The 20,891-nt window shown below is 59.6% G+C and carries 16 protein-coding genes and 3 tRNA genes; 9 read left to right on the top strand and 10 right to left on the bottom strand.

Translation table 11 applies throughout. The features are described 5' to 3' along the window. Positions 1-2 precede the first annotated feature (2 nt). From accB to AC0JZ8_RS16155, 4 genes are all read right to left on the bottom strand, one after another. Entirely contained in the window at positions 3-464 is a 462-nt protein-coding gene (gene accB, locus AC0JZ8_RS16170; protein ID WP_062453187.1) for an acetyl-CoA carboxylase biotin carboxyl carrier protein, read from the bottom strand. Between the two features lie 27 nt (positions 465-491). Further along, positions 492-929 (bottom strand): type II 3-dehydroquinate dehydratase, encoded by a 438-nt coding sequence (gene aroQ / locus AC0JZ8_RS16165; protein ID WP_062453186.1) that lies wholly within the window; start codon positions 927-929, stop codon positions 492-494. A gap of 144 nt (positions 930-1,073) precedes the next feature. Continuing rightward, positions 1,074-1,844, bottom strand: a complete 771-nt coding sequence (locus AC0JZ8_RS16160) for a DsbA family protein (protein WP_471892946.1) — start codon at positions 1,842-1,844, stop codon at positions 1,074-1,076. A 305-nt stretch (positions 1,845-2,149) separates the two neighbouring features. Next, entirely contained in the window at positions 2,150-5,236 is a 3,087-nt protein-coding gene (locus AC0JZ8_RS16155) for an Rne/Rng family ribonuclease (protein WP_471892945.1), read from the bottom strand. A gap of 760 nt (positions 5,237-5,996) precedes the next feature. On the opposite strand from AC0JZ8_RS16155, the gene AC0JZ8_RS16150 reads away from it, so the two are divergent. The 3 genes from AC0JZ8_RS16150 to prfB all read left to right on the top strand — a co-directional run bounded on the left by AC0JZ8_RS16150 (position 5,997) and on the right by prfB (position 11,154). After that, positions 5,997-7,160: an N-acetylmuramoyl-L-alanine amidase gene (locus AC0JZ8_RS16150; protein WP_471892944.1), complete on the top strand. Its 1,164-nt coding sequence runs from the start codon at positions 5,997-5,999 to the stop codon at positions 7,158-7,160. 266 nt (positions 7,161-7,426) lie between these two features. Continuing rightward, the gene (locus tag AC0JZ8_RS16145) at positions 7,427-9,904 is read left to right on the top strand and encodes a penicillin-binding protein 1A (protein ID WP_062453182.1); all 2,478 of its coding nucleotides are present in this window, start codon (positions 7,427-7,429) and stop codon (positions 9,902-9,904) included. Between the two features lie 121 nt (positions 9,905-10,025). Continuing rightward, positions 10,026-11,154 (top strand): peptide chain release factor 2 gene (gene prfB / locus AC0JZ8_RS16140; protein WP_113111005.1). Its coding sequence is split into 2 segments (ribosomal slippage): positions 10,026-10,094 and positions 10,096-11,154, totalling 1,128 coding nucleotides; the frame shifts between segments, so codons are not numbered across the junction. Positions 11,155-11,226: 72 nt separating this feature from the next. Here the strand turns inward: prfB and AC0JZ8_RS16135 are convergent. Beyond that, entirely contained in the window at positions 11,227-12,000 is a 774-nt protein-coding gene (locus AC0JZ8_RS16135; RefSeq protein WP_113167071.1) for an NAD kinase, read from the bottom strand. A 260-nt stretch (positions 12,001-12,260) separates the two neighbouring features. Here AC0JZ8_RS16135 and AC0JZ8_RS16130 point away from each other — a divergent pair. Next, positions 12,261-12,336: transfer RNA gene (locus AC0JZ8_RS16130), tRNA-Thr, on the top strand. A gap of 168 nt (positions 12,337-12,504) precedes the next feature. Continuing rightward, the gene (locus AC0JZ8_RS16125) at positions 12,505-12,789 is read left to right on the top strand and encodes a hypothetical protein (protein ID WP_139283848.1); all 285 of its coding nucleotides are present in this window, start codon (positions 12,505-12,507) and stop codon (positions 12,787-12,789) included. Positions 12,790-12,981: 192 nt separating this feature from the next. On the opposite strand, the gene AC0JZ8_RS16120 is transcribed toward AC0JZ8_RS16125, so the two are convergent. Further along, a complete protein-coding gene (locus AC0JZ8_RS16120; protein WP_471892943.1) occupies positions 12,982-13,509 on the bottom strand; it encodes a DUF4142 domain-containing protein in 528 nt (175 codons plus the stop codon). A 249-nt stretch (positions 13,510-13,758) separates the two neighbouring features. Between AC0JZ8_RS16120 and AC0JZ8_RS16115 the strand changes: the two genes are divergently transcribed. Further along, entirely contained in the window at positions 13,759-14,796 is a 1,038-nt protein-coding gene (locus AC0JZ8_RS16115; RefSeq protein WP_062580084.1) for a calcium-binding protein, read from the top strand. Between the two features lie 72 nt (positions 14,797-14,868). Here the strand turns inward: AC0JZ8_RS16115 and cysQ are convergent, their stop codons facing one another. The 3 genes from cysQ to AC0JZ8_RS16100 form a co-directional block, all read right to left on the bottom strand. After that, positions 14,869-15,666, bottom strand: coding sequence for a 3'(2'),5'-bisphosphate nucleotidase CysQ (cysQ, locus tag AC0JZ8_RS16110; RefSeq protein WP_471892942.1), 798 nt, complete (start codon positions 15,664-15,666; stop codon positions 14,869-14,871). Positions 15,667-15,728: 62 nt separating this feature from the next. Continuing rightward, positions 15,729-16,430 carry a DUF982 domain-containing protein gene (locus tag AC0JZ8_RS16105; protein WP_471892941.1) on the bottom strand — a complete coding sequence of 234 codons (702 nt, stop codon included), beginning with the start codon at positions 16,428-16,430 and terminating at the stop codon, positions 15,729-15,731. Positions 16,431-16,532: 102 nt separating this feature from the next. Then, positions 16,533-17,420 carry a TrmH family RNA methyltransferase gene (locus AC0JZ8_RS16100; protein ID WP_092662035.1) on the bottom strand — a complete coding sequence of 296 codons (888 nt, stop codon included), beginning with the start codon at positions 17,418-17,420 and terminating at the stop codon, positions 16,533-16,535. A gap of 202 nt (positions 17,421-17,622) precedes the next feature. On the opposite strand from AC0JZ8_RS16100, the gene AC0JZ8_RS16095 reads away from it, so the two are divergent. The 3 genes from AC0JZ8_RS16095 to tuf all read left to right on the top strand — a co-directional run bounded on the left by AC0JZ8_RS16095 (position 17,623) and on the right by tuf (position 19,325). Continuing rightward, a tRNA-Tyr gene (locus AC0JZ8_RS16095) sits at positions 17,623-17,707 on the top strand. Between the two features lie 26 nt (positions 17,708-17,733). Further along, a tRNA-Gly gene (locus AC0JZ8_RS16090) sits at positions 17,734-17,807 on the top strand. Between the two features lie 342 nt (positions 17,808-18,149). Continuing rightward, positions 18,150-19,325: an elongation factor Tu gene (tuf, locus tag AC0JZ8_RS16085; protein ID WP_092662037.1), complete on the top strand. Its 1,176-nt coding sequence runs from the start codon at positions 18,150-18,152 to the stop codon at positions 19,323-19,325. A 108-nt stretch (positions 19,326-19,433) separates the two neighbouring features. On the opposite strand, the gene AC0JZ8_RS16080 is transcribed toward tuf, so the two are convergent. Further along, a complete protein-coding gene (locus tag AC0JZ8_RS16080; RefSeq protein WP_471892940.1) occupies positions 19,434-20,738 on the bottom strand; it encodes a capsule biosynthesis protein in 1,305 nt (434 codons plus the stop codon). Positions 20,739-20,891 lie beyond the last annotated feature (153 nt).

Genomic DNA, 20,891 nt, shown 5'->3' with positions numbered 1-20,891 from the left:
CCTTACTCGATGATGACGAGCGGCTGGCCATATTCGACAGGCTGCCCGTCTGTGACCAGGATTTCCGTAACCTTGCCGGACTTCGGCGAGGGGATCTGGTTCATCGTCTTCATGGCTTCGATGATGACGAGGGTCTGGCCTTCCTTCACGGTCGCGCCGACTTCGACGAAATTGCGCGAACCGGGAGCAGGTGCCAGGTAGACGGTGCCAACCATCGGAGCGGTGAGCGCGTTCTTGAGGTCCGGGCCGGCTACGGCAGCGGGTGCTGCAGCGGCGGCAGGGGCGGCCGCAAGGGCAGGCGCGGCTGCAATCGGAGCCTGAACGTACTGGGGAGTGCCTGCGCGTGAAACACGGATGCGCAGGTCATCCTGCTCAACTTCGATCTCGGTGAGATCGGTGTCGTTGAGGATGTTCGCGAGATCGCGGATCAGTCCCTTGTCGATACCGGCTTTCTTCTCAGACATGGCAAACCCTACTGTATTGTTATGTTGTCAGGCGATGGTGGTCTTCAAGGCGTGCAGCGCGAGCACGTAGCTCTGCGTGCCGAACCCGCAGATGATGCCCTTGCAGGCCGGTGCAATCATGGAATGGTGGCGGAATTCCTCCCGCGCATGCACATTCGAGATATGAAGTTCCACCACCGGTACGGAAATGGCCTTGATCGCATCGTGAAGGGCGATCGAGGTATGGGTAAAGGCGCCGGCATTGATGGCGACACCGGAAGCCCGCTCGCCGGCCTCATGCATCCAATCAATGAGCACGCCCTCGTGATTGCTCTGGCGAAACTCGACAGTCAGTCCGAGTTCGGCAGCAACGGCCGCACATTCCTGCTCGACATCGGCCAAGGTCTTGCCGCCGTAGATGCCAGGTTCGCGTTTTCCCAACATGTTGAGGTTGGGACCGTTGAGGACGAAAATCGGTTTGCTCATCGAGATAACTATTTGTTCCACCCAGAATTCAGCGGCCACGTATAAACCGCTGGGACGGCAAGGGAAAGCCCCTGACGCGCCTAAACGCCATGCATCCACCGGCGAACGGGCAAGAATGCAGCATCCCGCTCGAAATCTCGGCCGTCAGCAGCTGGCCTTTCCACAAGCGCGCACATTGGCGACCTTTTCCTCGATCGTATCGAGGCCAACAGCACCGAACACGGCCTCGTCTCCGACGACATAGGTCGGCGTGCCGGTGATGCCGATCGCGGTGGCCAACTGATAGGCCTGGCGTACGAGATCGTCGTTGGGATTGTCCTTCATCGACTTCCGCAGTGCTGCTCCGTCGATCCCAAGCGCGGTGGCGACAGAGAGCGCGGTCTCTTCGGACGCGTGCTCGGGGCTGCCGAGCAGCGTGCGGTGGAACTCGGCATACTTTGTCGGGGCGACCAGACGCACCGCATTGGCAACCTTGTGCGCGGCAATCGAGTCCGGGCCGAGGATCGGGAATTCCTTCAGCACGAAGCGGACGTTCTTGTCCTTTTTGAGAATGGTGTCCATGTCGGTCAGCGCATGCTTGCAGTAGCCGCAATTGTAATCGAAGAATTCAACGACCGTGACGTCGCCCTTCGGATTGCCAAGCGTGATGTCGGTGGGGGAGGCAAAGATCGCCTCCTTGTTGGCCGCGACCGCCTTGGTGGACTGGTCGACGCGCTGGTTCTGCTGCTTGGCCTCCAGCGCGTTCTGGACCTCGATCATCACTTCCGGGTTCTGGATAAGATATTCCCGGATGAATTCGCCCATCTCCTTCTTCTGCTGGTCATCCAGGGCAAAGGCCGGAACGGCAAACGCCGTTGCGGCCAGCATCGAACCGGCAGCAAGCGTCTTCAGTATCGGGTTGAGAAGGCGGGTCATTCGTTTCCTCGTCGGTCTATTGGGCGTGGCTTCGCGCGAAACGCCGCACCATCATGTCTGTTTGCGCCAAAACTAAGCCAGCGTGGCGCGAGGCGATAGAGTAAAAACGGCAGGGGTGCCCGGGACTGCGCAACAGTGGCCGACTCCGCAGGGCAGGCGGTAGAAAAAGCACTTGCAATCAGGGCCTTAGATCCGTTTCCGGAATCAATCAGCAAGCGACTTGAATCATTTTCTGAGGACATGCCGCAGACAAAAAAACGGCCGCGTCAGACGCGGCCGTTTCGATTTCTAGGATGGGTTACGGCTCAAAAGAAGCCGCGCTTCTGCCACCAGCCGCCCTTTTTGGGCTTGGCCGGATCGCCGTCGCTCTCGGTCGCTGCCTTGGCAGGATCGGAGCTCTTCACCACCGCTTCGCTGGACGAAGAGATGTTGGAGGCGCGGTTGGCGCGGGCAGGCTTCGAGTCGTCCGAATCGTCGGCAGCGACAGCCTGTGGAGCAGGCTCTGCGACCGGCGCTGCTTCTTCGGCCTCCGGGGCTTCTGCGACAGGTGAGGCTTCAGCGGCCGGCGTAGCTTCAGGGGCCTCGGCAGGTGTCTGTTCACCAAGGGCTGCATCGACCTGTTCCACGATCGCTGCGACCGGAGCTTCCACCGGAAGTTCGACCGGCGCAGGAGCCGGAGCTTCTGCAGCAGTCTCGACGACGGCATCAGGTTCGGCAACAGCCTCAACTTCGGACGAAACCTCTTCCGTCTTGGAAGACGCCTTGCCACGGCGCGAACGGCGTGGCTTGGGCGCAGGCTCGACCGGCGCTGCAGCAACGTCAACAGGCGCAGCTTCGGTTTCAGAACCGACATCAGCACCCGCGTCAACAGCGACCGTCTCGGCCGGACCGGCTTCGGAACCGTCACCAGCTTCTGCGGTTTCGGTCTCGTCGTCGGACACGTTCAGCTCCTGACCGTCTTCGGTCCGGTTGCGACGTCCGCCACGCTTGCCGCGACGACGGCGCTTGCGACGCGAGTTCTCGTCCGAGTCGTCGCCGTCTGCGGCAGGCGCAATTCCGTCGGCAGCGACTGCTTCGTTCTCGTCGCCGTCTTCATCGTCCTCTTCATCGGCACCCGATTCGGCATCGCTTGCGGCGTCGAGCGTCTGGCCTTCGCCATTCTTCTCGCCGTTGCGGTTGCGACGACGCCGGCGACGCTTGCGCTTGCGGCCGTTCTGATCATCGCCTTCGGTCCGCTCGCGGTCCTGCTTGGCGGCAGGCGCGGCAGCGACGATCTCCTCGTCTTCTTCCTCTTCATCAACCTCGATGATGATGTCGTCGTCCTCGTCTTCAACGGGGATCGCCGCAAACTGCATCAGGCTTTCGATCTTGACCGGGTTCTCGACGGCTTCGCCGCGATCGATCGCGAAATGGTTGGAGCCGATGGTGACGTCGGATTCGATGAAGATCGACACACCGAAGCGGTTCTCGTAATCCACAACGCTGCCGCGCTTATGGTTGAGCAGGAAGAGCGCGATGTCAGGCGTGGTCCGCACGGTGATGTCGTGCGTGGTGTTCTTAAGCAGGTATTCCTCGACGCCGCGCAGAACATGCAGCGCAACCGACGACTGCGAGCGCACATGACCTGTGCCGCCGCAATGCGAGCAGATCTGCGTGGTCGATTCGAGAACCGATGCGCGGATACGCTGGCGCGACATTTCGAGCAGGCCGAAATGCGAGATACGGCCGACCTGGATGCGGGCGCGGTCGTTCTTGAGGCAATCCTTCAGCTTCTTCTCGACAGCGCGGTTGTTGCGCTTTTCTTCCATGTCGATGAAGTCGATGACGATCAGACCGGCAAGGTCGCGCAGGCGAAGCTGACGAGCCACTTCTTCGGCGGCTTCCAGGTTCGTCTGGAGTGCTGTGTCTTCGATCGAATGTTCGCGGGTCGAGCGACCGGAGTTCACATCGACTGCAACCAGAGCTTCGGTCTGGTTGATGATGAGATAGCCGCCGGACTTCAGCGTCACCTGCGGCTGCAGCATGCGGTCGAGCTGTGCCTCGATGCCCGAACGGGAAAAGATCGGGTGAAGGTCGCGGTAGGGCTGAACCACCTTGGCATGGCTCGGCATCAGCATCTTCATGAAGTCTTTCGCTTCACGATAGCCTTCTTCGCCGGAGACGATGACCTCGTTGATGTCCTTATTATAAAGGTCGCGGATCGAGCGCTTGATCAGCGAGCCTTCCTCGTAAACGAGGCAAGGTGCGGTCGAGGCGAGCGTCAGCGTACGGACGTTCTCCCAGAGGCGCATCAGATATTCAAAGTCGCGCTTGATTTCGACGCGGGTGCGGTTGGCACCGGCGGTGCGCAGGATGACGCCCATGCCCTGCGGCACGTCCAATTCGCGAGCGACTTCCTTCAGACGCTTGCGGTCGGTCGGCTGGGTTATCTTGCGGGAAATGCCACCGCCACGTGCCGTGTTCGGCATCAGAACCGAGTAGCGGCCTGCGAGCGACAGATAGGTCGTGAGAGCTGCGCCCTTGTTGCCGCGCTCTTCCTTGGCGACCTGCACGAGCAGGATCTGGCGACGCTTGATGACTTCCTGGATGCGATACTGCTTGCGCGGCTTGCGCTGGATGCGATCCGGAACCTCTTCCATGGCGTCTTCGGCGCCAACGGATTCGATCTCTTCCTTCTCGTGGTGATCGTCGTCGTCACCATCATCGTCATCTTCGTTACCGCCACGCCCACCGGCATCCTCGGAAATCGAATCGGTGTCGACCATTGCGGCCATCTCGCCGGGCTTTGAACCCTCGTCGTCGGAAGACGGGTTTTCGTCGGAGGAGGGCGCTTCTTCTTCGGAGACAGTTTCAGTAGCTGGCGCATCTTCGGCAGTCGGCTCGACAACCTTCTTGCGCGAGCGGGTGCGCTTCGGCTTGGCCTTCTTCTCGACCACGTCTGCAACCGGTGCGTCCTCGGCAGCCGGGGCGTCTTCAACTGCAGCTTCAACCGGTTCTTCTACGGCGTTGACAGGGACGATGCCGACATCCGGCTGGTCCTGCTGGGAGAGATCGACCACCGGATCGCCAGGATCCGCCGAATCGGCTTCCGCAATGCGGCGCTGGTCTTCAGCTTCCTGCTGCATCAGCGCCTGCCGGTCGGCCAGCGGGATCTGGTAGTAGTCGGGGTGGATTTCCGCAAAAGCCAGGAAGCCGTGGCGGTTGCCACCGTAATCGACGAACGCGGCCTGCAGCGACGGCTCAACGCGCGTCACTTTGGCCAGATAGATATTGCCCCGGATCTGTTTCTTGTGTTCCGATTCAAAATCGAATTCTTCGATACGGTTGCCGCGTACAACGACTACCCGCGTCTCCTCTTCGTGAGACGCGTCGATAAGCATTTTGTCTGCCATGTAAATTCTGCTCCTCGGCGCCGAGCAAATGCACAAAAGCCTGCCGCGAGGATTTCCCCGACAACAGGCTTGTCATGCGAAATGGTCGTTCCGCCGGATAAAAAGGATCCCGTCGGGTGGGATTGTGCGGGCAACCGGAAAGAAGACGGAGCCAAAGGCGTCCCTGATCTCTCCCGGTTCTGAAAATTGTGCCGCGCCATCAAAAACCAAACGAGAATGACTTTACCATAGGCCCCAAACGGGGCCCGATGAATTTGCTCCAATGAGATTTGCTCGATGGAGCGGTGGGTGGCATGCCACCCGATATGTTTCCGGCCACCGCCGGGCGGATCGTGTATCAGGATGAAGCGTAGCGACGGCGGATGTCTGTCGGTCCATGGCGCCAGATCATTATCAGCTGGCAGCCTATCGGCAGACTATCCCGTCAACACTTCAACCTTCGCTCGCGTTGTATGGTTTATCTGTCACAATTGCAAGGGAAAAGCCGCCTTTGCCATATTGTCGATCGAATTGCCATTCTATGCAAAAACAACGGGCGGACGAGATGATTCGCATCCGATCTGCATGAAATTGCTATGTTAAAAACATGCGGCTGCAGCGGCTGCCGTTGCTGCATTCCGAATGTGCGAAGTCAGGTTAGGGGACTTATGTGAGGGTGGGCAAACCGACGGGTGCGTTGCGTGTATCACATGAGACGTCCAGATACGATTTCGCGACCGGTGCAACCGGTGTCGTAAGGCGAATCGCTTTTGGTTTGGTCATGTTGTTGGCTGGGGCAGCGTTGGCGCCTGCGATGGCGGCAACCACGAAGCCGATCCTCGCATTCGGAGCCCGCATTGCCGGCGACGCGGCACGCAGCCGCATTGTCATCGACTTCGAATCGAAGCCTGAGTTTTCAGTGCACTATGTCGGCGGCCCCGAACGCGTGATTGTCGACCTCTCGGCGACCGCCTTCGGTTTTCCACCCGAAGATCTATCGCCGCGCGGTCTGTTCAAGGATATCCGCTTCGGCACCATGGATGAACAGAGCGCCCGGATCGTGCTGACCACCAACCGGCCAGTGAAGCTCTCGACGGCGGATGTTCGGCCGGGGGAGAACGGCGTCTGGCGCCTCGTCCTCGATGCCGAGGTCGTCTCGAAGGAAGAGTTTGCCGTTCTCCTGAAAGGCCAGGACTGGCGCGCCACGACGCAAACTGACTCGGAGCCGACGCCACTGATGGCCGACGACGGCGTTTTCACCGTTGCGGTTGATGCAGGCCATGGCGGGATTGATGCCGGCGCGACTGCGTTGACGACGAAGACGCAGGAAAAGGTCATCACCCTCGATTTCGCAAAGACGCTTGCCGAGCGCCTGAACCGGCTATCCGGCGTGAAGGCATTTCTGACGCGTGACGACGACACGTTTCTCTCGCTGTCCGAGCGGGTGGCGACGGCGCGGGAACATCGCGCCGACCTTTTCATATCCCTTCACGCCGATACGCTGACGCAAAAGGATATCCGCGGTGCCACCGTCTATACCCTCTCCGACAAGGCATCGGACCGGATGGCGGAGAACCTTGCGGCGCGAGAAAACTTTTCGGACCAGCTCGCCGGCTACAGCATTCAGAACGGACCGTCGGACGTGGCGGATATCCTTCTCGACCTGACGCGGCGCGAGACCCAGGCCTTCTCGATCGCCATGGCGGACAATGTCGTCAAGTCGTTCAAGGGGCAGATCGGGCTCATCAACAACCCGCATCGGCAGGCAAGCTTCCAGGTGCTGCGGGCGCCGGATATTCCCTCCGTCCTGCTCGAGCTGGGTTTTCTGTCCAATCAGGAAGACGAAAAACTTCTGCTCGATCAGAACTGGCGCAACCGGATTGCAGACCTGATTGCCGCAGCCGTCGATCGGTATCGCGGTCACTCTGTCGCCAACGGCGGGTGAGGGGAGTGCTGCGTCGCATGCGGCGTGGCTGACGTGCAACAACGGCCCGGGAATATCCCCGTATACAAGCTAAGTTGCGGAAATACCTTGGTTGAAGCCCTATTTTACGCACATTCAGACGGTTACACCCTGCTGCACGAGGCAGGGCGGATAACGCGCCTTTTATCCTCGACGCCTTGCGCTGGCGTAATCACCGTGCAAAACGCCGAGAACCATGCGATGTTGCGCCTTGCGCAGCAACCCGAAAGCCGAACGGTAGCTTCGACATGATCAGATTGATTGGATACTTCTTTGGAATGGCCTGCGTCCTTTTTCTGGGCGTTGCTGCAGCGGTTGCCATCTATTTGAATGGTGTATCCAAGGATTTGCCCGATTATGCGGTCCTTGCTGCCTATGAGCCTCCGGTTGCCACGCGTGTCCACGCCGGCAACGGTGCACTGGTCACGGAATATGCGCGCGAGCGTCGCTTGTTCCTCCCCATCCAGGCTATCCCCGACCGGGTCAAGGCGGCCTTCCTGTCTGCTGAAGACAAGAATTTCTACAACCACCCCGGCGTCGATATCTTCGGCCTTGGCCGCGCGGTTGTGAACAATCTCCAGAACTTCGGTTCAGGCCGTCGTCCGGAAGGTGCGTCTACGATCACCCAGCAGGTGGCAAAGAACTTCCTTCTGTCGGCAGACCAGACGATGGACCGCAAGGTCAAGGAAGCGATCCTGTCGTTCCGCATCGAACAGGCCTACTCGAAGGACAAGATCCTCGAGCTCTACCTCAACGAGATCTTCTTCGGCCTTAACTCCTATGGCATCGCCGGTGCGGCGCTGACGTATTTCGACAAGTCGGTGACGGAACTGACGACGGCGGAAGCAGCCTATCTCGCGGCGCTGCCGAAAGGCCCCAACAACTATCATCCGTTCCGCCATCAGCAGGCAGCGCTTGATCGCCGCAACTGGGTTGTCGATCGCATGGCCGAAAACGGCTACATTACCCAGATGGACGCCGACGATGCCAAGACCCAGCCGCTTGGTGTCAAGCAGCGCCGGAGTGGTACACACCTGTTCGCGTCCGACTATTTCTCCGAAGAGGTCCGTCGCCAAATCATTGGCCGGTATGGCGACAAGTCGCTCTATGAAGGTGGCCTGTCCGTCCGCACCTCGATCAATCCCGAGCTTCAGCTTGCTGCGCGCGCCGCGCTGCAGAACGGGCTTCTTGATTACGACGAACGCCGCGGTTTTCAGGGCCCGGTGACCACGGTCGACATTTCACCCGATTGGGGTGTCTCGCTTGCCAAGGCGATCACCGACGGCAAGGCGCCTGACCTGCGCGATGTCCCGGAATGGCAGCTTGCCGTCGTGATCAGCGCGTCCGCCAAGTCCGCCGAGATCGGTCTGCGTCCCGCTGCCGATGGTGGCGGCAAGGTGACCGAAGAGCGCGTGACGGGAACGATCCCCGCGGACGCCATGAAATGGGCCTATCGCGACGCCAAGGGTTCTCGCCGGACGGCGAAAGGTCCCGATGGCGTGCTGAGCCCGGGCGACGTCGTCTATGTCGAGCCGATCAATGAAGAAGCCAAGACCTTTCGGCTGCGTCAGCCTCCGAAGGTCCAGGGCGGCTTTGTCGCGATGGACCCGAATACCGGCCGCGTTCTCGCCATGGTCGGCGGCTTCTCCTACGCACAGTCGGAGTTCAACCGCGCCACCCAGGCGATGCGTCAGCCAGGTTCGTCATTCAAGCCCTTCGTCTATTCTGCAGCGCTCGACAACGGCTACACCCCGGCATCGGTTGTGCTTGACGCGCCGATCGAGATCGTCACCGGAGGCCAGGTCTGGCGCCCGTCGAACTACGGCGACAAGGACGGCAACGGCCCGGCAACGCTGCGCACCGGCATCGAAAAGTCGCGAAACCAGATGACTGTCCGTCTGGCGCAGGACATGGGCATGGAACTGGTCGCCGAATATGCCGAACGCTTCGGCATCTACGACAAGATGCTGCCTGTTCTGGCCATGTCGCTCGGTTCCGGCGAAACGACCGTGATGCGGATGGTATCCGCCTATGCGGTCATCGCCAACGGCGGCAAGCAGATCAAGCCGACCGTGATCGACCGCATCCAGGATCGTTACGGCAAGACCATTTTCCGCCATGAAGAGCGCACCTGCGAAGGCTGCAATGCCAACAGTTGGGCGAACCAGGAAGAGCCGGTTCTGGCCGACAACCGCGAGCAGGTTCTCGATCCGATGACCGCCTACCAGATCACCTCGATGATGGAAGGCGTCGTGCAGCGCGGCAGCGCGGCCGGCAAGATCCATCTGACCGACCGCCCGGTCGCCGGAAAGACCGGAACGACCAATGACGAGAAGGACGCCTGGTTCGTCGGCTTCACGCCGAACATCGTGGCCGGCCTTTATATCGGCTTCGACACACCGGCTCCGCTCGGACGCGGCAGCACGGGGGGCGGACTTGCAGCGCCCATCTTCGGTCAGTTCATCGAAGCGGCGGCAAAGCATATGCCGGCTGAAAAATTCCTGGTGCCGGAAGGCATGCAGTTCGTCGCTGTCAACCGCAAGACGGGCATGATGGCCATGGAAGGCGAGCCGGATACGATCACCGAAGCCTTCAAGCCCGGCACCGGCCCGGCCGATGTCTTCCAGGTCATCGGTGGCGGCGAATACATGACGCAGGACCAGATCCTGGACTCCTCGCCACAGGCACAGCAGGCCATCACGTCCGGTGCCTCCGGCCTGTTTTGATCCTCATACTGCCGTCCTCTGGGACATCGTCGCGCCGGCCCGGGGTTTACTTCCGGGGCCGGCGCAACTATGTCCACCGCAACTTCGGTCAACAACGAAAAGACGAGAGAAGCATTACGCCATGCGCGCGGAAATCATCAACGTAACCGACGAAATCAAGCAGGCCATAAGCCTGCTGAGGAGGCATCTTTGACTGGGATCAGGCGGTAAGACGACTGGACTGGTTGAACAACAAGGCAGAGGATCCAAACCTCTGGAACGACGCCTCCGAAGCGCAGAAGCTGATGCGCGAGCGTCAGCAGCTGGATGACAGCATCAACGGCGTGCGAGCGCTCGATCAGCAGCTCAACGACAATGTCGAACTCATCGCGATGGGGGAAGACGAGGGCGACGACTCGATCGTTAAAGAGGCCGAGGAAGCGCTGAAGACGTTGCGCACTGAAGCCAACCGCCGGCAGGTGGAAGCGATGCTTTCGGGCGAGGCAGACAGCAACGATACCTATGTCGAAGTGCATTCCGGTGCCGGTGGCACGGAAAGCCAGGACTGGGCGAACATTCTGCTGCGCATGTACACCCGCTGGGCCGAGCGCCAGGGCTACAAGGTCGAGCTCTTGGAAGTGCACGATGGCGAAGAGGCCGGCATCAAGTCCGCGACCATTCTCGTCAAGGGACACAATGCCTTCGGGTGGTTGAAGACCGAGTCGGGCGTCCATCGCCTGGTGCGCATTTCGCCCTACGACAGCGCGGCACGCCGCCACACGTCGTTCTCGTCGATCTGGGTCTATCCTGTGGTCGACGACTCGATCAACATCGAGATCAACGAGAGCGATTGCCGCATCGACACCTATCGTTCGTCGGGTGCCGGCGGGCAGCACGTCAACACCACCGACTCGGCCGTGCGTATCACGCACATTCCGTCCGGTATCGTCGTCGCCTGCCAGCAGGAACGCTCGCAGCACAAGAACCGCGCCAAGGCGTGGGACATGCTACGCGCCCGTATGTACGAAGCGGAACTGATGAAGCGCGAAGCGGCCGCCAATGCGGAAGCCGCTTCGAAGAGCGACATCGGCTGGGGCCACCAGATCCGCTCCTACGTTCTGCAGCCATACCAGCTCGTGAAGGACCTGCGCACCGGTGTCGAAAGCACGGCACCCAGCGACGTTCTCGACGGCGAACTCAACGAGTTCATGGAAGCTGCCCTTGCACACCGCATCAGCGGCAAGCCCGATCTTGGCGCCGACGCCGAGTAAGGTTTGGACGCATCACGAATCACAAACGGCCGGATCTCGCGATCCGGCCGTTTGCGTTTCATGGGGTGGTCGTCAGTCGTTGAACTGCTCGGCCAAGATCCGGTCAGACCAGGAATGGTCGGAATCCGATAGAAGCCGTGCCGTCAGTTCAGTCGATTGCGCGATGCGGATATGGATGACGGATTTCACCTCGGTATTGTCGGCGACCGCGTTGACCGGTCGCTTTTCCGGCTCGAGAATCTCGATGTCGACGCAGACACGGTTTGGCAAAAGCGCTCCGCGCCAGCGACGCGGACGAAACGCACTGACGGGCGTCATCGCCAGAAGCGGCGCCTCCAGCGGCAGGATCGGCCCGTGCGCCGACAGATTGTAGGCGGTGGAGCCGGCAGGCGTCGCGACCATCAGGCCGTCGCAGATCAGTTCCTCCAGCCTTGTGTGCCCATCGACCACCACCTTCAGCTTCGCGGCCTGATAGGATTGGCGGAACAGGTAGACCTCGTTGATCGCGAGCGAGTGGGATATCGCACCCCAGGCATCGGTCGCCGTCATCTTTAGCGGGTGAAACTCGTTTTCGACGGCACGCGCGATTCGGTCGGGAAGATCGACCGTTTCGAAATCGTTCATCAGAAAGCCGACCGAGCCGCGGTTCATGCCGTAGACCCTTTTGCCGATATGCATGGTCTCGTGCAGCGTTTGCAGCATGAGCCCGTCACCACCCAAGGCCACGACCACGTCGGCCTCCACCAGGGGAACGTTTCCGTAAAGCCGGGTCAGCTCGTCAAACGCTGCCTCGGCATCGGGTGCCGTTGAGGCGATGAAAGCGAGCTTTTCGGTCGCGATCGACATGGGAAGGCCTTTGGTGTGACGCGGACATGCGCCCAGGGATACAGGTCTGAAACACCGCATCGTCAACATACGGCTTCCAGCAGGTAGCTATAGGAGAAACGACAGGACGAACAAGCCGCTTCCGTGCAGCGTCGGTACTTCGTCAGCCATTCCGGCTGCGGGTAGACCACGAGTATCTCGTTTCTCGAAAGTGTTTATCGCGATCAACGGAATTTTCGCTTTACACGAAATCAGAATCTGGTAATTCCACCCCCAGAAGTGCCCTTGTAGCTCAGTTGGTAGAGCACCTGATTTGTAATCAGGGGGTCACGAGTTCGAACCTTGTCGGGGGCACCACTTCTATCCCATTCATTTTGATCGGTTGATCATGCTTTTCTCGGGCTGAGGAGAGCAGGGTGTGACGCACGTCGCTCCGTTGTCTTTCCGGCATCTCTTCTCGTGCCGGCCAATCCTTGCAACATCGAATGCGCTCTGTCAGGATCTCTTAAATTTAAGGGGAGACTGATGGGAAAAGTCTTGATGTGGATTGGCTGGATCGGGATCGTTCTGGTGGTCTGCGCCCTCGTGGCGCTGATGGCCAGCGCCGGGCAGGGGTCCTATGCCCTGCTCGCGCTCTTGGCAGCACTGCCTTGGGCGGCACCCGCCTTCATCGGCTCTGTGCTCGTCGCAGCGTTTGGCAGCATGCTTTTGCAGCTCAATGCGATCCGAGCAGCAACCGAAAGACAGGCCGAACTCTTCGCTCAGTTATTGGACGGCAAGAAGAAGCGTGACGCAGCGGTTGAGGCCTGACGGAAACGTCAATGCATCCTTCGTGCGTCGCTATCTCGCGTTTTCAAAACCATCCGTTTGACGGTTCGCTGCTCAGTATGCTTCCAACGACCTCCCGGGCGTCGGGTATGAGGGCGAAGCAACAGAAAAAGCCGCCTCGACGAATCGGGCGGCTGTCTCTTTAGAGTATGGCAGTTGTGGAAGGGGTAGTTCTTACTTATCCATATCCTGTGCCATCTTGTAGTGATGCTCGAGGGCCGGAAGTGTCTTCGCGGCAAAGGCCTTCAGATCGGCATTTTCACCTTCTTCAGCGTAGCGCTTGAAGAGGTCTACCGCGTCTTCATGTGCTTCGACCTGATCGTCGAAATATTCCTCGATGAAATCGGCGCCTTCAAGCTTTGCCAGCTCGTCGACATCTTCCTTGTCATCTTCGGTCAATGCCGTGACAGGATTGCCCTGGACCTTGCCGCTGTCGATCAGCGCCTTGAGTTCGGCAGAAGCCTTTTCATGGTCTGTAATCATCTGCTGCGCAAATTTCTTGGTGGCGTCGTCGCCCTTGGTCAGTGCGAGCTTGCTCGACTCGATCTCGTACATACCGCTCGCAGACGCCTGCATGATAAAGTCTGCGGTGGTCGGAGCGCGACCCAGAACCGAGTTTGCGCCCGTGCTTTCTGCAGCCGACTGCGCGAAGGCTGCGGTTGCGGTCGTGAGAAATGCTGCGGTGAGAATTGTTTTTTTCATGGTCGGTATCTCCTGTGAGCCCTACCAACCCATGGAAATCAAAGAGGTTCCGCAAAGATTTTTCAACGTGGTACTTCATCTGATTGAGATAAAGCGTCGAAGCGAGGGGATGACGAAGGCGGCCATTGCGCGTTAACGAACCTGAATGGCAGACAACGGGATATTACGGATTCCGTCAGGATTCGTAGTCTAGCATAAGCACAGCAATCCGCGGCGATTCTCATGCCAGGAGCGGACCGGAGGAAACGGATGCCCACATTCTACGGCAACGATTACGACAACACCGTCTACCAGGATGATTACGATTCTGATCTCACCGTCTACACCTATGGCGGCGACGACCGGATCTTCCTCAACCTCGTCGGCAAATACGGTGGTTTCAACACGGTCTATGCAGGCGCTGACGACGATTTGGTGCAAAATTCCTTCGAAGGCGGCAACAAGATCGATCTCGGCTCCGGCAACGACAGCTACGTCGCAACAGGATTTTCGACGTCGAGCAAGCTCTATGATGTCGTCTATGCCGGCAGCGGCAACGACTCTTTCGAAGTCTCCACCTATCACAGCGACTATTACGGCGAGACGGGCAATGACGCCTTCTTCTCGGTCGGCTATCGCAACTATTTCAACGGTGGCTCGGGGACCGATACGATCAGCTATGAGACGCAGGACGAGGATGATGATCTGGCCGGTCTCGGCGTCGCCATCGATCTCGGCAAGGGCTCGGCGCAGACGCTTGGAACCAGTTACAAAGAGACGCTCGTCAGCATCGAGAATGCCATCGGGACCGGTGCGAGCGACAAGATCTACGGCTCATCCGGCGCAAACAAGCTTTGGGGCGATGATGGAAACGACTTGATCGACGGCAAGGGCGGTAATGACACGCTCTACGGCGGCGCCGGTAACGACGACCTCTACGGTGGAAGCGGCAACGACAAGCTTTACGGCGGATCCGGCAACGACCATCTCTATGGTGGATCGGGCGCCGATACATTCGTGTTCACCTCGATCGCAGACTCCAAGGCAAACAGCAGCCGCGACATCATCCAGGACTTCAGCCGCGCAGAAGACGATTATATCGATCTCCGGTCGATCGATGCGGATACGACCTTCGGCGGCAATCAGTCCTTCGATTTCATCGGTTCGAAAGGCTTTTCGGGCGAGGCGGGCGAGTTGCGCTTTAGCGGCGGCATCGTCTCAGGCGATGTGAACGGCGACGGTTATGCCGACTTCCAGATCAAGATCGCGGGCCAGACCAAAATGTACGACAGCGATTTCTTCCTCTGAGATATCGAGCTGTCTTAGGAAGGCGCTTCTGAAAGGAGGCGCCTTTTTTCGTGGTCGAGAGAATTTGGAAAACTACAGGACTTCGACCGATGCGCCGGTCGCGATGAAGTCGCCATTGGCGAAATCAGTCTCATCCGATCGACCGACCTTGCCGTACCGGAGCGGCTGTCCGTCGATAGCGCAGGTCTTGCCACCGGCGGCACGCAGGACCGCATCTCCTGCTGCCGTGTCCCATTCCATCGTCCGGCCGAACCGCGGATAAATGTCGGCGGCACCTTCCGCCAGCAGACCGAATTTCAGCGATGAACCGACGGAAAGGGTTTCGAGGTCGCCGTATTGCGCCAGGAAATCATCCGTTTCGACAGTTCGGTGGGACCGGCTGGCACAGGCGATGGGTCGCCGTGGCATGACGCGGGCACGGATCGCCTGACGGTTTTCGATGGTAAAATCGGGGGCGATCGAGAGCTTGGACGCTTGGTTCTGTGCGCCGCCATAGCCGACGTTCAGCGCCGGAGCATACACGATACCGACAGTCGGAAGGGCGTTTTCGATCAGCGCAATATTGACGGTGAAGTCATCGCGGCCGTTGATGAATTCACGTGTGCCGTCGAGCGGGTCGATCAGAAAGAAACGACCACCGGAAATATCCGGGATCTGCCCGGCGGCGACGGCTTCTTCTGCAACCGCGGGGATCGCCGGCCAATGCTGCGCAAGCGCTTCGAGAATGATCGCTTCCGCGGCTTCGTCGGCCTCCGTCACCGGCGAGTGGTCCGGCTTGTAGTGGGTATGAGCGCCACGGCCACGGATCTCAAGAATCGTGCGGCCTGCATCGAGCGCGATCGTCTCGAATATGGAAAGCATACTCATCATGAAGACGATCTACTGCCTTGCCTCCAGCAGCGCAAGCTCGTCTCGCCTCTGCATCACCGTGCCTATGCCATTGGTTGCTGACGACCGACGGCCCAGGAATTGCCAAGGTTCGCATCCGCCGCGGCCGGAAGATCCGATGCTCCGTGGCAAAGCTGGGGCCGCAGCACGCCCGCGGCGCGTCGGGCGCCGAGCCGTGCAATCATGCCGATCGTCCGGGAGAGCTCTGCCAATAATTCGCGCATGCAGGGTGTGTGTGGGCTGGCCGGCCCAGCGCCCGATGCCGCGGAGTTCGGCTCGCTCCAGCTAATCACCGGGTGGTGATATGACGGGAGTGAATCCAGTTCGCCAGCATCGGGCTCGGTATAAGCAAGGGTAAGCCCGCGTAAGCGGGGCGACTCACTGAGGCGGCGCCGGAACGGTGCGAGGGGGGCGAGGCGGTCCGGCGAGACCGGCAGGGTCGCAAGTGAGGCCGGGACGTCTTTGATTGGTTCGGCATCGATATCGGCAAGAAAGGTTTGCGGTTGAACATGAAAGCCGGCCTCGAGTGCGGCCTCAATGAAATCGGCGCGGGCAAGGGCCGCGACGCTTCGGCCCGTCAGCACGTCGCGGCACGCCATCACCGCCGCCATATGCGCTTCTGTGCGTGCGGCCGGCCATCCGCTGAGCAGCATAAGAGCGGCATCCAGCGTGCCTTGCACGATGATCGGCCCCGGTTGGCCGAAGATTTCCAGGATGACAGGTTGCTTCCAGGTCCCGCGATCCATCCAAGCTCTCCCATTTAAGATAATTAGGAAATACTCATATAAAGCTTGCGCCAGGATGGAGCGCAGCGGCCCGACGGTTTTCGTCAGGCCGCTGATGTGATTTCAGGAGATCTTCAGGAGATGCTGCCTTGTCGCGTAAAGCGCAATCGCTGCGGCATTCGAGACGTTGAGCGACTTGATCTCGCCGGGCATGTCGAGCCGGGCCAACGCATTCACCGTTTCGCGGGTCTTCTGGCGCAAGCCCTTGCCCTCGGATCCGAGGACCAAAGCAATCCGCTCACCGGAGAACGTGCCTTCCAGCGGGGCAGGACCTTCCGAATCAAGCCCGATCGTCTGGAAACCAAGCTTGTGGATCGATTCCAGCGCGTCGGCGAGGTTGGTGATCTGGATATACGGGATGAGTTCCAGTGCGCCGGACGCGGATTTTGCCAGCACGCCTGACTCGGTCGGGCTATGTCTCTGGGTGGTGATGAGAGCGCCTGCGCCGAACGCTACGGCCGATCGCATGACGGCACCGACGTTATGGGGATCCGTTACCTGGTCGAGTACCAGGAGAAGCGGGCTCTCTTTAAGGGCTTCAAGCCGGCGTACGGGCAGGGGCCGCGTTTCCAGCATCACGCCCTGGTGGATCGCCTCGGGACCCAGCACCTTATCGATATCCTGCGGCGAGACGAACTCGACGGGAAAAGACAGCTCGCTCGATTCGCCGATCTCCAGTCGCATAAAGGCGTTCTGTGTCACCGAAAGCTTGATCAGCTTGCGCTCCGGGTTCTGGATCGCAGCCCGAACCGTATGGAGACCATAGAGCAGCACCTGTTCCGGCTGCAGCTGCGGTGGCGTCCAATCCTTGGCGCCCTTGTTGGATTTGACGCGGCCCTGCTGCGGCGTCGGGATCTCGCCGCGTTCGCGCTTGGTATCGCGAACATTCCGGCGAAGCGTCGCGTAATGGGTGTCGCGGGCGGTTTTGTCTTTAGGATCTTTTGTGCTCATGCTGCCTTATATCGACGAGCGCGGTTTCGGCAAAGCCCTCCGCTCGAGCCTTCGTCGGATGGCATGACGATATCCAATTTTTTCCTCCTTTTTTCAAAGAGGTCGTGTTGACAGACGGACATGAGGCCGTCATATACGCGGCGCAGACCGAGGGGCGGCAAGCCTGACGGTCAGCAGACTTGGTCTAACGATCCAGACGAATGGAGAGATGCCCGAGTGGTTAAAGGGGACGGACTGTAAATCCGTTGGCTACGCCTACGTTGGTTCAAATCCAACTCTCTCCACCATTCGTCTTCGAGATCGGACCACCCCCGCGGGTATAGCTCAATGGTAGAGCAGCAGCCTTCCAAGCTGAATACGCGGGTTCGATTCCCGCTACCCGCTCCAATATCCCGGACAAATGATTTCTATTTTCGACCGGTTTGATCCATTCAAACATCGCGTCGATTTGTGCTCGTGTTGATCACGTGCGGCACGCGCAAAAACCGGATCGGACGTCAGGATTACGTATCAGGCCATCACCATCTCTGCGGCGGCCATACTTCCGGCAGACGGGGAGGGCGACACGCCGAGGCCTTGAAATACAGGCAGATAGAGCGCCATCTTTCGGCCTGCCCCTTGTACGGGGCGGCGGCGTAATTATGTCTTGCGCAATCCTTGGGAAAGCCTTAAACGGCGACACCAAACCCGGTCGCCGGGTCAACCTCTTATGTTCACAGGAAGCATTCAATGGCAAAGAGCAAGTTTGAGCGCAATAAGCCTCACGTCAACATTGGCACGATCGGTCACGTCGACCACGGCAAGACGTCGCTGACTGCGGCGATCACGAAGTACTTCGGCGAATTCAAGGCCTACGACCAGATCGACGCTGCTCCTGAAGAGAAGGCCCGCGGCATCACCATTTCGACGGCACACGTCGAATACGAGACGCCAAACCGCCACTACGCACACGTCGACTGCCCCGGCCACGCCGACTACGTCAAGAACATGATCACCGGTGCAGCGCAGATGGACGGCGCGATCCTGGTTTGCTCGGCTGCCGACGGCCCGATGCCACAGACCCGCGAGCACATCCTGCTTGCTCGTCAGGTTGGCGTTCCCGCGATCGTCGTGTTCCTCAACAAGGTTGACCAGGTCGACGACGAAGAGCTCCTCGAGCTCGTCGAACTGGAAGTCCGCGAACTTCTGTCGTCCTACGACTTCCCGGGCGACGACATTCCGATCGTCAAGGGTTCGGCTCTGGCCGCTCTTGAAGATTCGAACAAGAAGATCGGCGAAGACGCCGTTCGCGAACTGATGGCAGCTGTTGACGCCTACATCCCGACGCCTGAGCGTCCGATCGACCAGCCGTTCCTGCTGCCGATCGAAGACGTGTTCTCGATCTCGGGCCGTGGTACGGTTGTGACCGGTCGCGTCGAGCGTGGCATCGTCAAGGTTGGTGAAGAAGTCGAAATCGTCGGCATCCGCGCCACGACCAAGACGACTGTTACCGGCGTTGAAATGTTCCGCAAGCTGCTCGACCAGGGCCAGGCCGGCGACAACATCGGCGCTCTGATCCGTGGCGTACAGCGTGACGGCGTCGAGCGTGGCCAGATCCTGTGCAAGCCTGGTTCGGTCAAGCCGCACAAGAAGTTCATGGCAGAAGCCTACATCCTGACGAAGGAAGAAGGTGGCCGTCATACGCCGTTCTTCACGAACTACCGTCCTCAGTTCTACTTCCGTACAACGGACGTGACCGGTATCGTTTCGCTTCCTGAAGGCACGGAAATGGTTATGCCAGGCGACAACGTCACCGTTGAAGTCGAGCTGATCGTTCCGATCGCGATGGAAGAAAAGCTGCGCTTCGCGATCCGCGAAGGCGGTCGTACTGTCGGCGCCGGCATCGTTGCCTCGATCATCGAGTAATCGATAGATCAACCACTTGAAAAAGGCCTCGCGGGAAACCGCGGGGCCTTTTTCGTTACAGCGTGTTGAAATCGGTCAGGAGACGTCCGCAGGAAGCGCGTACGCCGTTCAGCCAAAGAGTTCATTCATATAGCGGAACTGCGTGCTGCCGCCTGGCTTGGCCCAGCTCTTCGGCAGGCGTGGCGCAGGCTCCATCAGCCGTGCTGCAACATTCTCGGCGCCTGCTTCAATCGCGTCTCTCCCGATGAAACCGCCGCGGACCTGCGTCGTCGCGGCAAGCGCCCGCTGGAAGGCGTCGAACAGTTCCATGTCCGGCCGTCCCGGATTCGTCCAGAACTCCGCGAGTGGCCCTTGGAACGTCAGCCCGGGGATGTCGTATACCGCAGCGCCCAGCGCAACTACCGGCTTTGCCATCGATAGCGCGGTCAGTCCGACGGTCGAGTTGACTGTGACGACGCCGGCCGCGCGGGTGATAAGGTCGTCGGTGTCGCCCCCATCCGCATAGAAGACACGGTCCGATATTCCGTGGCGGTTTGAGGCGGCCCGGATGCGCTCGGGCCAGCGCGACAGTCCATTGTCGATCGGATGGACCTTGAACAGCAGGCGGTCGTTACTGCCTGCGTGCTTTGCGAAAGAAGCAATCACCGAATCGACGATGGCGAAGAGGTCGCCGCCGGGGGCGTGACGGATGATCTGGTAATCCCCAGGAAGCTGCAATGGAAACAGGAAGACCCGAGGCAAGCGCACGCCATCCGCCGTCTGAATCGGGGTGAGGGCGGCTGTGGTCGCGAGATCGGCGTTCCGTCGCCGAGATTTCATCCTCAGCGCCTTCCAGATCCAGCCGGCATATTCCCTAACCGGATGCACGGGCCCATGGGTCCGGTAGTGGGGATGAACGAGCCATCCCAAGAGAACATTGGGAACGTGATAGACAAGATCGTAGAGCGCGTAGGTCAAGAAGCTGGAGCGGTAGCGTCCGACCCCGTCAATGGCCGGTGCGCTTTCCGCGATCATGCGGATACGCTCCGCATCCTGCGGGAAGCGAGAATGTGCCGACATGCCATCCGGCTCTATCGTCAGCCAGTCGGGCCGCAGATACCCGTGTTCGAGAATATGGACGTCAACGCCTCTGGCTGACGCAACGGCAGCCGCGCTGTGATGCGGCGCACGACCATCACCAAGCATGACGATATCGGTTACATTGTGATCGCTTATGTAGCGATCGAGATACACTGCCCAATGTTCAGCCTTTTCGCGAAACAGTTCGCTTTTGCGCGGCCACCAAAACGCCACATCACCTATGGATAGGTTGATCTTCGATACCTCCGCGCCTTTGTTTTCAATGGCTTCCGCGAGCTTCTTGAGAAACGGCGAGGCGGGTCCTTGAAGCAGCAGGAATCGGCGTTGATGCATGGCGACGTAACCTTGGGATATGCTTCGTGCGTAAAAGGCGCCATTGACGACGGTGGTGCCTTCGTGAAAGTACCGGAACTGTTTAACGGTAATTGTGTGAATTGGCATCCGTCTCACGTACGGGGAGCTGTGTATTACGTCGGGAGAACCCCG

The organism is Velazquezella soli, from assembly GCF_977018685.1.
This window is presented reverse-complemented; position numbering and strand designations above follow the sequence as displayed.

Excerpts from the sequence above, each read along its gene's own strand:
- aroQ (WP_062453186.1), bottom strand. The coding sequence starts at position 929 with ATGAGCAAACCGATTTTCGTCCTCAACGGTCCCAACCTCAACATGTTG.
- AC0JZ8_RS16105 (WP_471892941.1), bottom strand. The coding sequence starts at position 16,430 with ATGGATCGCGGGACCTGGAAGCAACCTGTCATCCTGGAAATCTTCGGC.
- cysQ (WP_471892942.1), bottom strand. The coding sequence starts at position 15,666 with ATGATGAGTATGCTTTCCATATTCGAGACGATCGCGCTCGATGCAGGC.
- AC0JZ8_RS16080 (WP_471892940.1), bottom strand. The coding sequence starts at position 20,738 with ATGCATCAACGCCGATTCCTGCTGCTTCAAGGACCCGCCTCGCCGTTT.
- AC0JZ8_RS16100 (WP_092662035.1), bottom strand. The coding sequence starts at position 17,420 with ATGAGCACAAAAGATCCTAAAGACAAAACCGCCCGCGACACCCATTAC.
- AC0JZ8_RS16120 (WP_471892943.1), bottom strand. The coding sequence starts at position 13,509 with ATGAAAAAAACAATTCTCACCGCAGCATTTCTCACGACCGCAACCGCA.
- AC0JZ8_RS16145 (WP_062453182.1), top strand. The coding sequence starts at position 7,427 with ATGATCAGATTGATTGGATACTTCTTTGGAATGGCCTGCGTCCTTTTT.
- AC0JZ8_RS16135 (WP_113167071.1), bottom strand. The coding sequence starts at position 12,000 with ATGTCGATCGCGACCGAAAAGCTCGCTTTCATCGCCTCAACGGCACCC.
- AC0JZ8_RS16155 (WP_471892945.1), bottom strand. The coding sequence starts at position 5,236 with ATGGCAGACAAAATGCTTATCGACGCGTCTCACGAAGAGGAGACGCGG.
- AC0JZ8_RS16160 (WP_471892946.1), bottom strand. The coding sequence starts at position 1,844 with ATGACCCGCCTTCTCAACCCGATACTGAAGACGCTTGCTGCCGGTTCG.
- AC0JZ8_RS16115 (WP_062580084.1), top strand. The coding sequence starts at position 13,759 with ATGCCCACATTCTACGGCAACGATTACGACAACACCGTCTACCAGGAT.
- accB (WP_062453187.1), bottom strand. The coding sequence starts at position 464 with ATGTCTGAGAAGAAAGCCGGTATCGACAAGGGACTGATCCGCGATCTC.
- AC0JZ8_RS16150 (WP_471892944.1), top strand. The coding sequence starts at position 5,997 with ATGTTGTTGGCTGGGGCAGCGTTGGCGCCTGCGATGGCGGCAACCACG.
- tuf (WP_092662037.1), top strand. The coding sequence starts at position 18,150 with ATGGCAAAGAGCAAGTTTGAGCGCAATAAGCCTCACGTCAACATTGGC.
- AC0JZ8_RS16125 (WP_139283848.1), top strand. The coding sequence starts at position 12,505 with ATGGGAAAAGTCTTGATGTGGATTGGCTGGATCGGGATCGTTCTGGTG.